Origin of the sequence: Pseudomonas sp. PDM22 (assembly GCF_014851965.1) — a bacterium.
Lineage (GTDB): Bacteria > Pseudomonadota > Gammaproteobacteria > Pseudomonadales > Pseudomonadaceae > Pseudomonas.
This window is the reverse complement of the sequence record NZ_JACVAR010000003.1, coordinates 874,190-889,694: the sequence shown is the minus strand read 5'-3', so window position 1 is coordinate 889,694 and position 15,505 is coordinate 874,190. Positions and strand designations below refer to the sequence as shown.

The 15,505-nt window shown below is 66.1% G+C and carries 16 protein-coding genes; 6 read left to right on the top strand and 10 right to left on the bottom strand.

Annotated features, from left to right (window positions below; genetic code table 11):
• Positions 1–499: 499 nt before the first annotated feature.
• Entirely contained in the window at positions 500–1,819 is a 1,320-nt protein-coding gene (locus IB255_RS14975) for an MFS transporter (protein WP_081519153.1), read from the bottom strand.
• Between the two features lie 259 nt (positions 1,820–2,078).
• Here IB255_RS14975 and IB255_RS14970 point away from each other — a divergent pair, with 259 nt between their 5' ends.
• Positions 2,079–2,483 carry an acyl-CoA thioesterase gene (locus IB255_RS14970; protein WP_017521585.1) on the top strand — a complete coding sequence of 135 codons (405 nt, stop codon included), beginning with the start codon at positions 2,079–2,081 and terminating at the stop codon, positions 2,481–2,483.
• Positions 2,484–2,535: 52 nt separating this feature from the next.
• On the opposite strand, the gene betA is transcribed toward IB255_RS14970, so the two are convergent.
• The 3 genes from betA to betI form a co-directional block, all read right to left on the bottom strand.
• Positions 2,536–4,218: a choline dehydrogenase gene (gene betA, locus IB255_RS14965; RefSeq protein WP_081519152.1), complete on the bottom strand. Its 1,683-nt coding sequence runs from the start codon at positions 4,216–4,218 to the stop codon at positions 2,536–2,538.
• 128 nt (positions 4,219–4,346) lie between these two features.
• On the bottom strand, positions 4,347–5,819 hold the full coding sequence (gene betB, locus IB255_RS14960) for a betaine-aldehyde dehydrogenase (protein WP_081519151.1): 1,473 nt from the start codon (positions 5,817–5,819) through the stop codon (positions 4,347–4,349).
• Between the two features lie 46 nt (positions 5,820–5,865).
• Positions 5,866–6,459 (bottom strand): transcriptional regulator BetI, encoded by a 594-nt coding sequence (gene betI, locus IB255_RS14955; RefSeq protein ID WP_045214133.1) that lies wholly within the window; start codon positions 6,457–6,459, stop codon positions 5,866–5,868.
• A gap of 358 nt (positions 6,460–6,817) precedes the next feature.
• Between betI and IB255_RS14950 the strand changes: the two genes are divergently transcribed.
• Entirely contained in the window at positions 6,818–7,378 is a 561-nt protein-coding gene (locus IB255_RS14950; RefSeq protein WP_081519150.1) for an HdeD family acid-resistance protein, read from the top strand.
• On the top strand, positions 7,371–7,541 hold the full coding sequence (locus IB255_RS14945; RefSeq protein ID WP_167523245.1) for a hypothetical protein: 171 nt from the start codon (positions 7,371–7,373) through the stop codon (positions 7,539–7,541). The genes IB255_RS14950 and IB255_RS14945 overlap by 8 nt, the downstream gene beginning before the upstream one ends.
• A 1-nt stretch (position 7,542) precedes the next feature.
• Here the strand turns inward: IB255_RS14945 and IB255_RS14940 are convergent, their stop codons facing one another.
• Entirely contained in the window at positions 7,543–8,754 is a 1,212-nt protein-coding gene (locus IB255_RS14940) for a YeeE/YedE family protein (RefSeq protein WP_081519149.1), read from the bottom strand.
• 209 nt (positions 8,755–8,963) lie between these two features.
• Positions 8,964–10,424 carry a PLP-dependent aminotransferase family protein gene (locus tag IB255_RS14935; RefSeq protein WP_081519148.1) on the bottom strand — a complete coding sequence of 487 codons (1,461 nt, stop codon included), beginning with the start codon at positions 10,422–10,424 and terminating at the stop codon, positions 8,964–8,966.
• A 117-nt stretch (positions 10,425–10,541) separates the two neighbouring features.
• Here IB255_RS14935 and IB255_RS14930 point away from each other — a divergent pair, with 117 nt between their 5' ends.
• The 3 genes from IB255_RS14930 to IB255_RS14920 all read left to right on the top strand — a co-directional run bounded on the left by IB255_RS14930 (position 10,542) and on the right by IB255_RS14920 (position 12,677).
• Complete coding sequence (locus IB255_RS14930; protein WP_081519147.1) at positions 10,542–10,991, top strand: GNAT family N-acetyltransferase; 450 nt, start codon at positions 10,542–10,544, stop codon at positions 10,989–10,991.
• Positions 10,992–11,003: 12 nt separating this feature from the next.
• Positions 11,004–11,684, top strand: a complete 681-nt coding sequence (locus IB255_RS14925; protein ID WP_081519146.1) for a GNAT family N-acetyltransferase — start codon at positions 11,004–11,006, stop codon at positions 11,682–11,684.
• An 81-nt stretch (positions 11,685–11,765) separates the two neighbouring features.
• Positions 11,766–12,677, top strand: a complete 912-nt coding sequence (locus tag IB255_RS14920; protein ID WP_081519145.1) for a D-hexose-6-phosphate mutarotase — start codon at positions 11,766–11,768, stop codon at positions 12,675–12,677.
• A gap of 133 nt (positions 12,678–12,810) precedes the next feature.
• Here the strand turns inward: IB255_RS14920 and IB255_RS14915 are convergent, their stop codons facing one another.
• The 4 genes from IB255_RS14915 to purE all read right to left on the bottom strand — a co-directional run bounded on the left by IB255_RS14915 (position 12,811) and on the right by purE (position 15,473).
• Positions 12,811–13,353, bottom strand: a complete 543-nt coding sequence (locus tag IB255_RS14915) for a DUF3299 domain-containing protein (RefSeq protein WP_081519144.1) — start codon at positions 13,351–13,353, stop codon at positions 12,811–12,813.
• An 85-nt stretch (positions 13,354–13,438) separates the two neighbouring features.
• Positions 13,439–13,684: a GlsB/YeaQ/YmgE family stress response membrane protein gene (locus IB255_RS14910; protein WP_081519143.1), complete on the bottom strand. Its 246-nt coding sequence runs from the start codon at positions 13,682–13,684 to the stop codon at positions 13,439–13,441.
• Positions 13,685–13,887: 203 nt separating this feature from the next.
• Positions 13,888–14,973, bottom strand: a complete 1,086-nt coding sequence (locus IB255_RS14905; protein WP_081519142.1) for a 5-(carboxyamino)imidazole ribonucleotide synthase — start codon at positions 14,971–14,973, stop codon at positions 13,888–13,890.
• Positions 14,974–14,981: 8 nt separating this feature from the next.
• Positions 14,982–15,473 (bottom strand): 5-(carboxyamino)imidazole ribonucleotide mutase, encoded by a 492-nt coding sequence (purE, locus tag IB255_RS14900; protein ID WP_017521570.1) that lies wholly within the window; start codon positions 15,471–15,473, stop codon positions 14,982–14,984.
• Positions 15,474–15,505 lie beyond the last annotated feature (32 nt).

Below are 15,505 nucleotides of genomic sequence, written 5' to 3'. Positions count from 1 at the left end.
TAAAACTCTCGAATTCACGAGTGTTACTTGCGTTGCTGATAATCAGTCGATCATCAGTCTTACATCACAAGCACCCACACGAATTGCTTGATTCAACTTGTTAAAGAGCAGTTGGTTAAGGCTTTCGTCTCAACCGAGGCGCGCATTCTACGCTAACCTCATCTTCCGTCAAGCTTTATTTTTCGAAAATTTCTTTTCTACTCAATCGCTTGTGCTTCAGCGAAGGAAGCCTTCTCATCAGCGGGAGGCGCATTCTACAGCGATCAAACTCGCTGTCAACCACCTCGGCGATCTTCTTTTCAGCTCGCTGCCGGAGCAGCTAATGAAGAGCGGCAAGTGAATCACCTGCCTGACCACCACTCTCAACTTCGAATCTCTGTAAGTACTTGATTTTCAAGTTCTTTCAGCGCTTCGTCGCTGGGAGTGGTGCGCATTATAGGGAGTTTAAATCGGCCGTCAACGACTAATTTAAACTTTCTGCAAAAAACTGCCCGGTCGATCAGTTTATGGCCATTCCCTGCCCTACCAACCTGCGCTCCTGGCGCAACAGGTAGGCACCCACCAGCAGGCCAACCACGCACAGCGCCACTACATAATAAGCCGGGCCCAGCGGGTCTTCCTTCATGAGGAGGGCAACCACCATGGGTGTCAGGCCTCCGAAGATGGCGTAGGCCAGGTTGTAGGAGAAGGACAGGCCGGTGAAGCGCACCACCGCCGGGAAGGCGTTGACCATCACGTAAGGCACCGCACCGATGACGCCGACGCACAGGCCGGTGACCGCATACAGCGGGAACAGCCAGTCCGGATGCGCCTTGAGGCTGGTGTAGAAGGTCCAGGAGACGACGCCCAGCAGGATGCTTCCATATATAAAGGTGCGGCCCGCGCCGAAACGGTCGGCGAGACGCCCGGACAGGATGCAGCCGACGCTCAGGCAGACGATAGCCACGCTGTTGGCCTTCAGCGACGTAGCCGCGTCGAAGCCATAGACGGTCTGCAGCACCGACGGGGTCATCAGGATCACCACCACGATGCCGGCGGACAGCACCCAGGTCAGTAGCATGGACAGCACGATGGCCGGGCGATGCTCACGCACCACCACACCCAGCGGCACCTCATCGGCCAGTTGCTTGCGCAGCTGCAGCTCGGCGAATACCGGCGTCTCGTGCAGCCAGCGGCGCAGGTAGACGGAGAACAGACCGAAGATGCCGCCCAGCAGGAACGGAATACGCCAGGCATAGCCCTGCACTTCCTCGGCGCTGTAGACGCTGTTGATCAGGGTCGCCACCAGCGAACCGATGAGGATGCCCGCGGTCAGACCCGACGTGAGCGTGCCGCAGGCATAGCCCACATGACGATGGGGGACGTGCTCGGCTACGAACACCCAGGCACCCGGGACCTCACCACCGATGGCTGCGCCCTGGATGACGCGCAGCAGCAGGAGCGCCAGCGGCGCCCAGATTCCGATCTGTGCGTAGGTGGGCAGCAAGCCCATGATCAGCGTGGGAACGGCCATCAGGAAGATGCTCAGGGTGAACATCTTCTTGCGGCCCAGCAGGTCGCCGAAGTGGGCCATCACCACCCCACCCAGCGGACGGGCCAGGTAGCCGGCGGCGAACAGGCCAAAAGTCTGCAGCTGGCGCAGCCAGTCGGGCATGTCGGCGGGGAAGAACAGCTTGCCGACCACGGTGGCGAAGAACACGAAGATGATGAAGTCGTAGAACTCGAGGGCGCCGCCCAGGGCGGACAGCGAAAGAGTCTTGTAGTCGCTGCGGGTCAACGGACGTGACGCGGGCGCGGCAGGAGCGTTCACAGAAGGCATGGTGCTTGTTATCTCTGCAGGCAAGGAGGCTGCGGCCGGCAGCCGCAGGTGCCGCACCATAGCAAATTGCGCGGAGGCGACACAGCGGCCGCGCCCGCGGGAATTTCATCCCATCCTGCGGTCGTCGCGCCGGTCCTCCCTCTATATAATGCGGGCAGGCCGATCAAAAGCTGTCCCAAGGCCTTGCGCCGGCAGGTGTCTTGGGAGAGTTTTTCCATACCCTCACCATGAGTACGCCGGGGGCAAGAGGCCCTTACCTATGATCGAGCTCGAACAAGAAGATCCTATCCCGCAAGGCGACCTGGCCTTGCAGATCACCGCCCTGCCGCGCGAGACCAACGGCTTTGGCGACATCTTCGGTGGCTGGCTGGTGGCGCAGATGGATCTCGCCGGAACCGCCATGTCCAGCCGCATTGCCGGAGGCCGCGTGGCCACGGTAGCCATCGACCGCATGGCCTTCCTGGTCCCGGTCGCTGTCGGCGCGCAGCTCTCCTTCTATACCCAGACCCTGGAAGTGGGCCGCAGCTCGATCCGCATGCTGGTCGAGGTATGGAGCGATGACCCGCTGTCCAGCGAATGGCGCAAGGTCACCGAGGCAGTGTTCGTCTTCGTTGCCATCGACGGTAGCGGGCGCACCCGACCGGTTCCTCCGCGTCGTGGCTGAAAACTGAAAACGCCGGCATTCTCGCCGGCGTTTTCGTTTCTATCTTTCAGAATCAGCGCTGCGGTTTCCCGCGTACCGGTGCACCTTCGGCCTTGAAGTAGTCGGCGGTGCTGCGCGGCAGCGACGGGCGACCGCGCACCTTATCGGCGAGCTTCTCGGCCATCATGATGGTGGTGGCGTTGAGGTTGCCGGTGATGATCAGCGGCATGATCGACGCGTCGATCACCCGAAGCCCTTGCATGCCGTGCACGCGGCCTTCGCCATCGACCACCGCCATGTCGTCGTCGCCCATCTTGCAGGAGCAGGACGGGTGGAAAGCCGTTTCTGCGTGTTCGCGGACGAAGGCATCGAGGTCGGCATCGCTCTGCTTGTCCAGGCCCGGACTGATCTCGCGACCACGATAGGGATCGAGTGCCGGCTGGTTCATGATCTCGCGGGTGATGCGGATGGCGTCGCGGAATTCCTGCCAGTCCTGCTCGCAGGACATGTAGTTGAACAGGATGCTCGGGTGCTTGCGCGGATCGCGGGAGGTCACGTTGATCCGCCCGCGGCTGGGAGAGCGCATGGAGCCGACGTGGGCCTGGAAGCCGTGCTCGCTCACCGCATTGCTGCCGTTGTAGTTAATTGCCACCGGCAGGAAGTGGTACTGGATGTTCGGCCACTCGAATTCCGGGCGACTGCGGATGAAACCGCCGGCCTCGAACTGGTTGCTCGCGCCCAGCCCCGTACCGAGGAACATCCACTGGGCGCCGATCTGCGGCTGGTTCCACCATTGCAGCGCCGGGTACAGCGACACCGGCTGCTTGCAGGCGTACTGCAGGTACATCTCGAGGTGGTCCTGGAGGTTCTGGCCGACGCCGGGCAGGTCATGCACGACCTCGATGCCCAGGTCACGCAGCAGCGCGGACGGGCCGACGCCGGAGCGCTGCAGCAGTTGCGGAGAAGCGATGGCGCCCGAGCACACCAGCACTTCACGGCGTGCGCGGACTTCCTTCAGCGCGTTGTCATCGCCATGCAGATAGGTCGCGCCGATGGCGCGCTTGCCGCTGAACAGGATGCGGTCGGTCAGCGCATGGGTGACGATGGTCAGGTTCGGCCGCTCGCGGGCCTGGTCCAGGTAGCCGCGGGCAGTACTGGCGCGCCGTCCTTGCGGGGTGACGGTGCGGTCCATCGGACCGAAGCCTTCCTGCTGGTAGCCGTTGAGGTCCTCGGTACGCGGGTAACCGGCCTGCACGCCGGCCTCGACCATGGCGTGGAACAGCGGGTTGTTGCCAGCCTTGGGCGTGGTGACGCTCACTGGACCATTGCCGCCGTGGTAGTCGTTGGGGCCGATGTCGCGGGTCTCGGCCTTGCGGAAGTACGGCAGGCAGTCGAGGTAGGTCCAGTCTTCCAGGCCCTTCTCCTTCGCCCAGCCATCGAAGTCCATGGCGTTACCGCGGATGTAGCACATGCCGTTGATCAGCGAGGAGCCGCCCAGGCCCTTGCCGCGTCCGCACTCCATGCGGCGGTTGTTCATGTGCGGCTCCGGGTCGGTCAGGTACGCCCAGTTGTAGCGACGGCCCTGCAGCGGGTAGGCCAGCGCCGCCGGCATCTGTGTGCGGAAGTCGGCGCGGTAGTCCGGGCCGCCGGCTTCGAGCAGCAGCACGCTGACGTCGGCGTCCTCGGTCAGGCGGGTAGCCAGTACGTTACCGGCGGAACCCGCGCCGATGATGATGTAGTCGTATTCCTGGGACATGCAGGCCTTCCTCTTTTTCAGGCACGACACCGCCCGCGACGCGTGCGCGCCGGTGTCTGCGTGTTGGGAATGGCCGGTGGTCAGGGAGTCATGCCTGCGACCGGCCTTTCATGGCTCGATCGCGGCGATCAGAACACCGAGGTGTAGTCGCCCAGCTCTACCTGTACGGATTTGATGCGAGTGTAGTGAGCCAGGGTGGTCAGGCCGTTCTCACGACCGACACCCGATTGCTTGTATCCGCCAACCGGCATCTCGGCCGGCGACTCGCCCCAGGTGTTGATCCAGCAGATGCCTGCTTCCAGGCGGTGGATCGCCCGGTGCGCGCGGGCCAGGTCCTGGGTCACGACGCCAGCGGCGAGGCCGTACTCGGTGTCGTTGGCGCGGCGGATGGCCTCGTCCTCGGTGTCGTAGACGAGGATGCTCATGACCGGCCCGAAGATTTCCTCGCGGACGATGGTCATGTCGTCACGGCAGTCGGTGAACACGGTCGGCGCGACATACGCGCCCTTGCCGAACTCGCCCTGGGTGACGCGCTCGCCACCGCACAGCAGGCGGGCCCTCTGTTCCTTGCCGGACTCGATGTAGGAGAGAACGCTCTCCATGTGCGGGAAGCTCACCAGCGGGCCGAAGTTGGTGTTTTCGTCCTGCGGGTTGCCCAGGCGGATGCGCTTGACACGCTCCAGCACCTTGGCTTCGAAGCGCGCCTGCAGGTTACGCGGGATGAACACGCGGGTGCCGTTGGTGCAGACCTGGCCGGAGCTGAAGAAGTTGGCCATGACGGCGATATCGGCGGCACGGTCGAGGTTGGCGTCCTCGAAGATGATCAGCGGCGACTTGCCGCCCAACTCCATGGTCACTTCCTTGAGCGAGGAACTAGAAGCGCTGGCCATGACCTTCTTGCCGGTGGAGGTGCCACCGGTGAAGGAAATCTTCTCGATCAGCGGGTGTTCGGTCAGCCACTGGCCGACTTCGCGGCCGCTGCCGGTGAGCACGTTGAACACGCCATCGGGCAGGCCGGCCTGGGTGTAGACCTCGGCCAGCTTCAGCGCGGTCAGCGGGGTGACTTCGCTGGGCTTGAAGATCATCGCGTTGCCCGCGGCCAGGGCCGGGGCGGATTTCCACAGGGCGATCTGGATCGGGTAGTTCCAGGCACCGATGCCGGCGACCACGCCCAGCGGCTCGCGGCGGGTATAGACGAAGCTGGTGTCGCGCAGCGGGATCTGCTCGCCCTCGATGGCGGGTACCAGGCCGGCGTAGTACTCCAGCACGTCGGCGCCGGTGACGATGTCGACGAAGCGGGTCTCGGCCAGCGGCTTGCCGGTGTCGAGGGTTTCCAGCTCGGCGAGCTCGTCATTGCGCTCGCGGAGGATGTCCACGGCGCGACGCAGGATGCGCGAGCGCTGCATGGCGGTCATCGCCGCCCAGACTTTCTGCCCTTCCACCGCCGCCTGCACGGCGCGCTCGACGTCTTCCTTCGAGGCGCGTTGTACCTGGGCGAGGACTTCACCGTTGGCCGGATTGATGGTCTCGAAGGTGGCGCCGCTGGTCGCTTCCACGTAGCGACCGCCAATGTAGAGCTTCTGTACTTCGAATCGAGCCATGGTGCGGTGGTCCTCTCTTGTCGGTGTCAGCGCAAGGCTGCGCCCGCTATCCGGGGCGCTTGGCCAGTTGTTGGTCGAGGTAGTCGTAGGCAATCGCCAACGCCTGCTCGGTGTCGAAGGCATCGCCCGAGAGCGCGCCCCGCAGCCAGAGGCCGTCGATCAGCGCGGCCAGGCCGCGAGCGGCGCTGCGGGCCTGAGCCAGCGGCAGTTCGCGGCGGAACTGGCTGCACAGGTTCGAATACAGCCGGTGGTCGTTGATCCGCTGCAGTCGGCGCAGCGCCGGCTGGTGCATGCTGGTCGCCCAGAACGCGAGCCAGGTTTTCATGGCCGGGCCGTTGACCTGGGAGCTATCGAAGTTGCCGGCGATGATGGCCCGCAGGTGCGAGCGCGGTTCGTCGTTGCGCAAGGTAGCGCGGCGCTCGGCGACAGCCTTGCTCAATGCCGACATCAAATGTCGCATCGTCGCTTCCAGCAGCCCGTTCTTGTCCTGGAAGTAGTGGCTGATGATGCCGTTGGAGACCCCCGCCAGGCGGGCGATCAGGGCGATGCTGGCGTCGCTCATGCCCACCTGGTCCACCGCCTCGAGGGTCGCGTGGATCAGCTGGGAGCGGCGAATCGGCTGCATACCGACCTTGGGCATTTTTCAATCTCCTCTTCGCCGGGCGTACCTGTGCCGTCCGGCGATAATGTGGGCCAGTCTATTCGTTTTTTATTGAACGCTCAATCAACTAAGAATATGCTGCGTTGCATCAACAGCTCCGAGGCGCCCGCATGGCGGGGCCCGTACCGTTCATCGCTACGCCACCGGCAAGGATCGCAGAATCCGCGCCGGATGTGTCGCAGCCGCTCTCCCCGGTGACGTCGCCTGACGGCACCTGCCCGTTGCGACGGGCCTTTCACAGCCCGGCCATGCCGGGCTTTCTTTTGCCCCATGTCAGGGCCTGCGCCGCGCGCCAGCGACTATGGTTTCAGCCATACCCCTCGCGAGGATCGCCGCCATGTCGCAACACCCGCTCTGGCAAGCCCTGGGCCGCCACTGGAAATGGATCGCCCTGCGCGGCGTCGCTGCCTTGCTGTTCGGCATCCTGGCCATGGTCTGGCCGGGCATCGTGCTGACCGTGATGGTGCTGTTCTTCGGCGCCTATGCGTTCGTCGACGGCCTGTTCACGCTGATCGCCGCCGCACAGATGCGCGAATCCGGCCGGCCGCTGTGGCCGCTGGTACTGGTGGGCTTGCTGGGTATTGCCGCCGGGCTGATCGCCTTCCTCTGGCCGCAGCTGACCGCGCTGGGCCTGCTGATGCTGATCGCCGGCTGGGCGCTGGTGATGGGCGTGCTGCAGATCATCGCCGCAATCCGCCTGCGCAAGGCGCTGCAGAACGAATGGTGGCTGGGGCTTTCCGGCGCGGTATCGGTGCTGTTCGGCGTGCTGATGATCGGCAATCCGGGAGCCGGGGCGATCGCCGTGGCCTGGGTGATCGGCGCCTACTCGGTGTTCTTCGGCGCCCTGCTCATCATGCTCGCGCTGCGCCTGCGCAAGACGTCGACCTTCAATGCCTGAGGAGCGGGACTGGTGCCTGCTGCGCCTGGACGACAACGGCAACCGCTTCGTCATGCGCCGCCAGCTGAGCCGTGCCGAGGCCGAAGCCCTGGCGCAGGACTACCAGGCCCGCGGCCACCGACAGACCTACTGGGCGGAGCGCGAGACGCCCCGCCCGGCCTGACTCAGCAGCCGGTCAGGCGCGCTTCCACGCGCTCGGCGGGGAAGAAGATCGGGCGCAGACGCACGCCCACCGCGTTGCCGAAGAACGCCGCCACCAGCCACAGCCAGCCGTGCAGGCTGCCGGAAGCGATGCCGCTGAAGTACGCACCGATGTTGCAGCCGTAGGCCAGGCGCGCGCCGTAGCCCAGCAACAGGCCGCCGATGACGGCTGCGATCAGCGAGCGCGCCGGGATCTTCAGACTCGGGGCGAAACGGCCGGCGAGACCGGCAGCCAGCAGCGCGCCGATCATGATGCCGAAGTCCATCACGCTGGTGACGTCCTGCCAGACCGGCGCGGCGAGCGCCTTGGCATTGGCTTCGACCTGCCAGAAGGCCCACTGGTCGACGGCGATGCCCAGGCTCTCGAACGCCTTCGCGCCCCACAGGGCAAACGCCGAGGTGACGCCCCACGGACGCCCGGCCAGCGCCAGGGTGGCAAAGTTCAGCAGCGCCAGCGCCACCGCGCCCCACACCAGCGGCCAGGGGCCACGGAAGAACCGGCCGATGCCCTTCTCGCCATTGCTGGCGATCAGCTCCAGCACGCCATGTCGGCGTCGCTCCAGCACCACGCTGACGGCGGCGATGGCGGCGAACAGCGCGAGGCTCAGCGCCAGCGCCGGGAACAGGCCCAGCGACTGCACGATGGAGGTCGGCGGCAGCGACGGCAGGGCGAACCACCAGCCGATATGGTGGGTGGCGACCACCGAGCCGACGATGAAGAACAGCAGCGTCACCAGCATCCGCGAGTTGCCGCCACCGACAGTGAACAATGTGCCGGAGGCGCAACCGCCGCCCAGCTGCATACCGATGCCGAAGATGAAGGCGCCGACGACGACCGACGTACCGGCCGGCGACACCAGCCCCTTCACCGGTTCGCCGAACAGCGTGCCGGCGGCCAGGGCCGGGAAGAACAGCAGCACGGCCAGCGCCAGCATCACCATCTGCGCACGCAATCCGGCGCCACGGCGTTCACGGATGAACACGCGCCAGGCGGAAGTGAAGCCGAAGGCGGCGTGGTAGAGCGTCAGCCCCAGCGCGCCGCCGACCAGGAACAGCAATGCCTGCCGGCCGCTCACCACCTGGGCGAGGAACAGCGCGCCCGCCAGCAGCAGGAGGAAGGCGACCCAGGGCGCCGTTGACTTGCGCTCGGGAACGGTGGACAGGGCTAGGCTCATGGCGACTCCGGGGCATTTTCGAGAGGGGCGATATTCTAGGGAGCCTAGTGCCTCCCGCCAACTTCGTAAGGCAGCTAAGGAAATAGCCGGAAGTTACAAGCCTCCGGAAAACCCCAGCCGACCGTAGGGCGCATAACGCCCCAAGCGTTATCCGCCGCCTCGATTGCCGCGAAGCCCGGATGGCGGATAACCGTAAACGGTTATCCGCCCTACGTTCGAGCCCAGGCCTTGCGCAGTGCCGTGAGTGCCTCGGCGATCCGCGCCTCCGGTACTGCGGCAAAGCCCAGCACCAGTCCGGCACGTTGATCCGCCGGCTCGACGGACTCCGGCAACCAGTAATCGCTCAGGGCGTTAACCTCTACGCCAACCGCCGCCGCGCGCTGCACCAGTTCCAGCTCGCGTTCGCGGCTGTCGACGCGCACGCACAGGTGCAATCCCGCCTCGACAGCTGGCATCGGCGCGCACCCAGCCACCTCCGGCCAGCCGCGCAGCAGCGCGTCGCGACGGCTGCGGGCGGCGCGGCGCATGCGCCGCACATGGCGCTGGAAGTGTCCTTCGGCGATGAAGTCCGCCATCACCCGCTGGGTGCCGACTTCGGAATGCCGCACATCCAGCGCACGGCGGCGGGCGAAGGCCTGCGCCAGTGCCGGCGGCACGACCAGGTAGCCCAGGCGCAGCGCCGGGAAGGCGATCTTGCAGAAGGTGCCGACATAGAGCACGCGGTCATGGCGATCCAGCGCCGCCAGCGGCATCAGCGGCGTGCCGCTGTAACGGTACTCGCCGTCGTAGTCGTCCTCGACTATCCAGCCACCGCTGCGCTCGGCCCACTCCAGCAGCTCCAGGCGCCGCGCCAGCGACAGGGTCACGCCGGTGGGGTACTGGTGCGACGGCGTGACGTAGACCAGCCGGCAGTCCGGCAGCTGTTCCAGCTGCGCCGTGCACAGGCCATCGGCATCCACCGGCACACCGTGCAGGCGCGCACCCGCCGTGGCGAATGCATGGCCGGCGGCGCGGTAACCGGGGTTCTCGATGGCCGCGCCGTCACCTTCGGCGAGCAGCACCTGGGCGCACAGCGCGATGCCCTGCTGGGCGCCGCTGGTGATGATGATCTGCCCGGCGTCGCAATGCAGACCACGGGTGGTGCGCAGGTAGGCGGCGACCAGTTCGCGCAGGCGCTGCTCGCCGGCCGGGTCGCCGTAACCCAGGCAATCCAGCGGCGGATCGCGCCAGAAGCGCGCCTGCAGCCGCGCCCAGGTATCGAAGGGGAAGAGGTCGAAGGCCGGCACGCCGACCCGAAACGCCCGTGGCGCGCCGGTGGGCGGCAGCGGCAGATGGTGCCGCGCGAGGCGCTCCAGCGAGGGCGCATCCGGGCTGCGGGCTTCGCTGCGAACCGCGTCGACCGAGGGCTGAACCCGCTCCGCCACGTAGGTGCCATCGCCCGTGCGGCCTTCGATGTAACCCTCGGCGTAGAGCTGCTCGTAGGCGCGCACCACGGTATTGCGGGAAACCCCCAGCGATGAAGCCAGATCGCGGCTGGCCGGCAGCCGCGAGCGCGCCGCGAGACGACCATCGAGGATGCGCTCGCGCAACGCCTGAAACAGCTGCACGCCCAGCGGGCGGGCCGGATCGAGACGGATACCGGAAGGGTTGAAAGGCAACGGGACGCTCATGGAGGAGGCTACCAGGACGACGGCAATGGTTCCCTTGATTTCACCATGAATGGCTCTTTAGCAGAACCAATTCCCGACCTAGTCTGGAAGCATTCCAACGCACACAAGGTTGTCAGCATGTCTTCCGCCGTCGAGATCCGCCCGATCAGCGCCGCTGATCACACCGCCTGGCTGCCGCTCTGGCAGGGCTACCAGCGCTTCTACAAGACCACCATCGACGAGGCCACCACAGCCGTCACCTGGCAGCGCTTCCTCGATGCGGCCGAACCGATGCACGCGGCCCTCGCCTGGCGCGATGGCGTGGCCATCGGCATGGTGCACTTCATCTACCACCGTTCCTGCTGGACCCAGGGCGACTACGTCTACCTGCAGGACCTGTTCGTTGCCGAAGGCAAGCGCGGCGGCGGCATCGGCGCGCAGCTGATCGAGCACGTCTACGCCGACGCCCGCGCCAATGGCGCCTCGCGGGTGCACTGGCTGACCCACGAGAGCAACACCGACGCCATGTTCCTTTATGACCGGATTGCCGACCGCTCCGGGTTCGTCCAGTACCGCAAGATCCTCTGAGCCGGAGCGCCCATGAACGAACAACCCCTGCTGAACTGGCGCCCCGCCGCCAGCCCGGAACGCCGTACCCTGACCGGCCGCTACGTCAACCTCGTAGCGCTGGACGTCGCCCTGCATGGCGACGACCTGTGGCAGGCACTGCAAGGTCCGGATTCCGACCCGCTGCTGTGGGACTACCTGCCCTACGGCCCCTTCCCCGAGCGCGCGCCTTTCGACGGCTGGCTGGCGGGCAACGCAGCGAGCAACGACCCGCTGTTCTTCGCCGTGATCGACCGCACCAGCGGCCGCGCCGTCGGCCTGCTCAGCTACCTGCGGATCTTCCCGAAGGACGGCAGCATCGAGATCGGCCACATCGCCTACGGCCGCGTGATGCAGCGCTCGCCGGCCTCCACCGAAGCGGTCTACCTGCTGGCGCGCGGGGCCTTCGAGATGGGCTACCGCCGCCTGGAATGGAAGTGCAACGCGCTCAACGCCCGTTCCATGCGTGCCGCCGTGCGCCTGGGCTTCGTCTTCGAGGGCACCTTCCGCCAGGCCACGGTGGTGAAGGACCGCAACCGCGACACCGCGTGGTTCTCCATCATCGACAGCGAATGGCCGCGCTGCCAGCGGGCCTTCGAAGGCTGGCTGGACGCCGCCAACCTCGATGCCGACGGCCAGCAGCGCGAACGGCTCGAAGCCTTGCGCCAGAGCTGATCTTTTCATTCTCCGGGAACTGCCCGCTGCGCGAAGGATCGGTGATACTGAAACTTTCGCAGCGCAGTCCCGGAGACCCCCATGAGCAGCGACATCCAGACTCCCCGCGTCGAGCAGGTACAGATCGATCAACTGTCCTGCTGGCGCATCCACACCGCCCATGGTGAAGCCCTGATCGCCCAGCAGGGTGCGCAACTGCTCAGCTACCAGCCCCACGAACAGCCACCGCTGGTGTGGCTGAGCGAGACCGCCGAGTACCGCCACGGCCAATCCGTGCGCGGCGGCGTGCCGGTGTGCTGGCCCTGGTTCGGCAATCTGGACCGCAACCCGGTGGACATCCGCACCGCCTACCAGGGCGACAAGCCGCCAGCCCACGGCCTGGTGCGCGCCCTCGACTGGCAGCTGGACGACATCGCCGACGAGCAGGGCCAGCTGTCGGTGCACTTCAGCTACGACGCCAGCCATGGCCTGCCCGGCTGGGCGCACTCGGCGCGACTGGAGCTGGTGATGCGCTTCGGCGAACGCCTGACCCTGGAAATGACCACCCACAACCTCGGCGACAAACCGCTGCCGCTGACCCAGGCGCTGCACACCTATTTCGCCGTCAGCGACTGCCGCCAGGTGAGCATCGAAGGCCTGCAGGGCAACCGCTACCTGGACGCCATGGAGAACTGGGAGGAGCGCCAGCAGCACGGCCTGATCCGCTTCACCGGCGAGACCGACCGCGTCTACCTGGACGTGGAGAAGGCCCTGGTAATCCAGGACCCGCTGTGGGAGCGCGGCATCCACGTCAAGGCCGGCAGCTCGCGCTCGGCGGTGGTGTGGAACCCCTGGATCGACAAGGCCGCGCGCCTGTCGCAGATGCTCGACGATGCCTGGACCGGCATGCTCTGCATCGAGACCGCGCGGGTGATGGACGACGCCATGAGCGTGGCGCCGGGGCGCAGCGAGACCATGAGCGTGGAAATCTGGGGCGAGCCGCTGCCCGGCTAGGCGTGACCTCTGAGTAGGGCGCATAACGCGCCAGCGTTATCCGCCGCAGGCGGGCCGGCGGATAACCTGTTCCAGGTTATCCGCCCTACGTTCGCCCTCGGAAAATCGGCATAAGGTTGTACGCCGACAGACCTTAAAGGTCGCTCTCTTCCACCGGCCGCACCTTGGCGTCGTCGATGGCGTAGGCCGCGTCGGCCAGGTCATTGCTGACCTTCTCCACCTTCAGCGTGCCGCTGACCCAGATCGGGTTGTAGATATCGTCGATCTGGATGCCCTTGGGGTAGCGCACCAGCACGATCTGGTTCGGCGGCGGCGGCGGCACGTGGATGCAGGCGCCCGGGTAAGGCACCAGGAAGAACTCGGTGACACGGCCCTTGGCGTCGTTCTCCAGCGGCACCGGGTAGCCGCCCAGGCGCAACGCTTTGCCGTTCAGCGCGGCCACGGTTTTCGTCGAATACATCACCTGCGGCAGCTTCTTGTCGGACTGCTTCAGCCCGCCCTTGCTGGTGAAGGTGCCGTTGGCCTCGGGGCCGTTGTGGGTGATTTCCGGCATGTCCTCCAGCGCCTTGCGGTCGCTCGGCGGCATCAGGGACAGCCAGTCGGTTTCGGGAAGTTCGGCGGCGGACGCCAGGGAAGTCAGCAGGATCAGACAGCAGGCGAGCAGTGGTCGGCGCATCGTGGACTCGAAGGGCCCGGTCGGGCACAGGCGGCAGGGGCTTCCTGCGCCCTCCCCCTGGGCGGGAGAGGGGCGGAAATCACCGTCAATTCTTCTTGATCAGGCCGTAAATGACCAGCAGCACGATGGCGCCGATCACCGCGCCGATGAAACCTGCCGCCTGACCGGCCGCGTAGATGCCGAGCGCCTGGCCGCCGTAGGTCGCCAGCAGCGAGCCGCCGATGCCGATCAGGATGGTCATGATCCAGCCCATGCTGTCGTCGCCCGGCTTCAGAAAGCGTGCGATGAGTCCGACGATCAGGCCGATGACGATGGTTCCGATGAAGCCCATGACAGTCCCTCCTTGTGGGATGTGCGCGGCGTATTCGCGCGTGTCATGGGACAGTGTAGGAAAGCCTCGCGTTCCGTGTATTCCCGCGCGCCAGAGCGACCCGCAGTGTTTCGTGGGCCTTACAGCACTCCGCCGATCGCCCATGAAAAAAGCCGCGTCAGCGATTGACGCGGCTTTCTCCTGTCACCTGGATCGGCGGGCCGTCAGACCTTGGCGATCAGCGCCTCGACTTCGGCGATGCGCGCTTTCAGGGTCGGCAGGTCGGCGCTGCGCAGGGTGGCGTGGCCAACCTTGCGCCCGGCCTTGAAAGCCTTGCCGTAGTGGTGCAGGTGGCAGTCGGCGATGTTCAGCACCTCGGCCACCGGCGGCACTTCGCCGATGAAGTTGAGCATGGCGCTCTCGCCCACTTTCGCGGTCGAGCCCAGCGGCAAGCCGGCGATGGCGCGCACGTGGTTCTCGAACTGGCTGCACTCGGAACCTTCGATGGTCCAGTGGCCGGAGTTGTGCACGCGCGGGGCGATCTCGTTGGCCTTCAGGCCGCCGTCGACTTCGAAGAACTCGAAAGCCATCACGCCAACGTACTGCAACTTGTCCAGCACGCGGCCGACGTAGTCTTCGGCCAGCGCCTGCAGCGGGTGCCCGGTACTCGCCACGGAGAGGCGCAGGATGCCGTTCTCGTGGGTGTTGTGCACCAGCGGGTAGAAGCGGGTTTCGCCGTCGCGGGCGCGTACCGCCACCAGCGAGACTTCGCCGGTGAAGGGCACGAAACCTTCGAGGATGCACGGCACGCTGCCCAATTCGGCGAAGGCGCCGGTGACGTCCTCGGCCTTGCGCAGGACCTTCTGGCCCTTGCCGTCGTAGCCCAGGGTGCGGGTCTTCATCACCGCCGGCAGGCCGATGCTGGCTACCGCGGCGTCGAGGTCGGTCTGGGACTGCACGTCGGCGAAAGCCGGGGTCGGGATGCCCAGGTCCTTGAACATGGACTTCTCGAACCAGCGGTCGCGGGCGATGCGCAGCGACTCGGCGTTCGGATAGACCGGCACGAACTGCGAGAGGAAAGCCACGGTCTCGGCCGGCACGCTCTCGAACTCGAAGGTCACCACGTCGACTTCATCGGCCAGCTGGCGCAGGTGGTCCTGGTCGCTGTAGTCAGCGCGGATGTGCTCGCCCAGGGCTTGCGCGCAGGCGTCCGGCGCCGGGTCGAGGAAGGCGAAGTTCATGCCCAGCGGGGTACCCGCCAGGGACAGCATGCGGCCCAGCTGGCCGCCACCGATGACACCGATCTTCATGGTCGTACTCAGGCCTCGCGCGGATCGGGATTGTCCAGCACCGTCTCGGTCTGGGTGGCGCGGAACTGCTTCAGCGCCTCGTGGTATTGGGGGTACTTGGCGCCCAGGATGCTGGCGGAAAGCAGGGCTGCGTTGGTCGCGCCGGCCTTGCCGATGGCCAGGGTGGCGACCGGGACGCCGGCGGGCATCTGCACGATGGACAGCAGCGAATCGACGCCCGAGAGCATGGAGGACTGTACCGGCACGCCGAGGACCGGCAGGTGGGTCTTGGCGGCGCACATGCCCGGCAGGTGGGCGGCACCGCCGGCACCGGCGATGATCACTTCGATGCCACGGCCATCGGCCTCTTCGGCGTACTGGAAGAGCAGGTCCGGAGTACGGTGGGCGGAAACCACCTTCACTTCATACGGAATGCCGAGCTTGTCCAGCATGTCTGCGGTGTGGCTCAGGGTGCTCCAGTCGGATTTGGAACCCATGATCACGCCAACCAGTGCGCTCATCGTCGTGCCTCTCTCAAGTGCGCTCTTGGGCG

Coding starts and splice junctions, on each gene's coding strand:
- IB255_RS14975 (WP_081519153.1), bottom strand. CDS start 1,819: ATGCCTTCTGTGAACGCTCCTGCCGCGCCCGCGTCACGTCCGTTGACC.
- betI (WP_045214133.1), bottom strand. CDS start 6,459: ATGCCCAAGGTCGGTATGCAGCCGATTCGCCGCTCCCAGCTGATCCAC.
- IB255_RS14920 (WP_081519145.1), top strand. CDS start 11,766: ATGAGCAGCGACATCCAGACTCCCCGCGTCGAGCAGGTACAGATCGAT.
- betB (WP_081519151.1), bottom strand. CDS start 5,819: ATGGCTCGATTCGAAGTACAGAAGCTCTACATTGGCGGTCGCTACGTG.
- purE (WP_017521570.1), bottom strand. CDS start 15,473: ATGAGCGCACTGGTTGGCGTGATCATGGGTTCCAAATCCGACTGGAGC.
- IB255_RS14950 (WP_081519150.1), top strand. CDS start 6,818: ATGTCGCAACACCCGCTCTGGCAAGCCCTGGGCCGCCACTGGAAATGG.
- IB255_RS14970 (WP_017521585.1), top strand. CDS start 2,079: ATGATCGAGCTCGAACAAGAAGATCCTATCCCGCAAGGCGACCTGGCC.
- IB255_RS14930 (WP_081519147.1), top strand. CDS start 10,542: ATGTCTTCCGCCGTCGAGATCCGCCCGATCAGCGCCGCTGATCACACC.
- IB255_RS14945 (WP_167523245.1), top strand. CDS start 7,371: ATGCCTGAGGAGCGGGACTGGTGCCTGCTGCGCCTGGACGACAACGGC.
- IB255_RS14915 (WP_081519144.1), bottom strand. CDS start 13,353: ATGCGCCGACCACTGCTCGCCTGCTGTCTGATCCTGCTGACTTCCCTG.
- IB255_RS14940 (WP_081519149.1), bottom strand. CDS start 8,754: ATGAGCCTAGCCCTGTCCACCGTTCCCGAGCGCAAGTCAACGGCGCCC.
- IB255_RS14935 (WP_081519148.1), bottom strand. CDS start 10,424: ATGAGCGTCCCGTTGCCTTTCAACCCTTCCGGTATCCGTCTCGATCCG.
- IB255_RS14905 (WP_081519142.1), bottom strand. CDS start 14,973: ATGAAGATCGGTGTCATCGGTGGCGGCCAGCTGGGCCGCATGCTGTCC.
- IB255_RS14925 (WP_081519146.1), top strand. CDS start 11,004: ATGAACGAACAACCCCTGCTGAACTGGCGCCCCGCCGCCAGCCCGGAA.
- IB255_RS14910 (WP_081519143.1), bottom strand. CDS start 13,684: ATGGGCTTCATCGGAACCATCGTCATCGGCCTGATCGTCGGACTCATC.
- betA (WP_081519152.1), bottom strand. CDS start 4,218: ATGTCCCAGGAATACGACTACATCATCATCGGCGCGGGTTCCGCCGGT.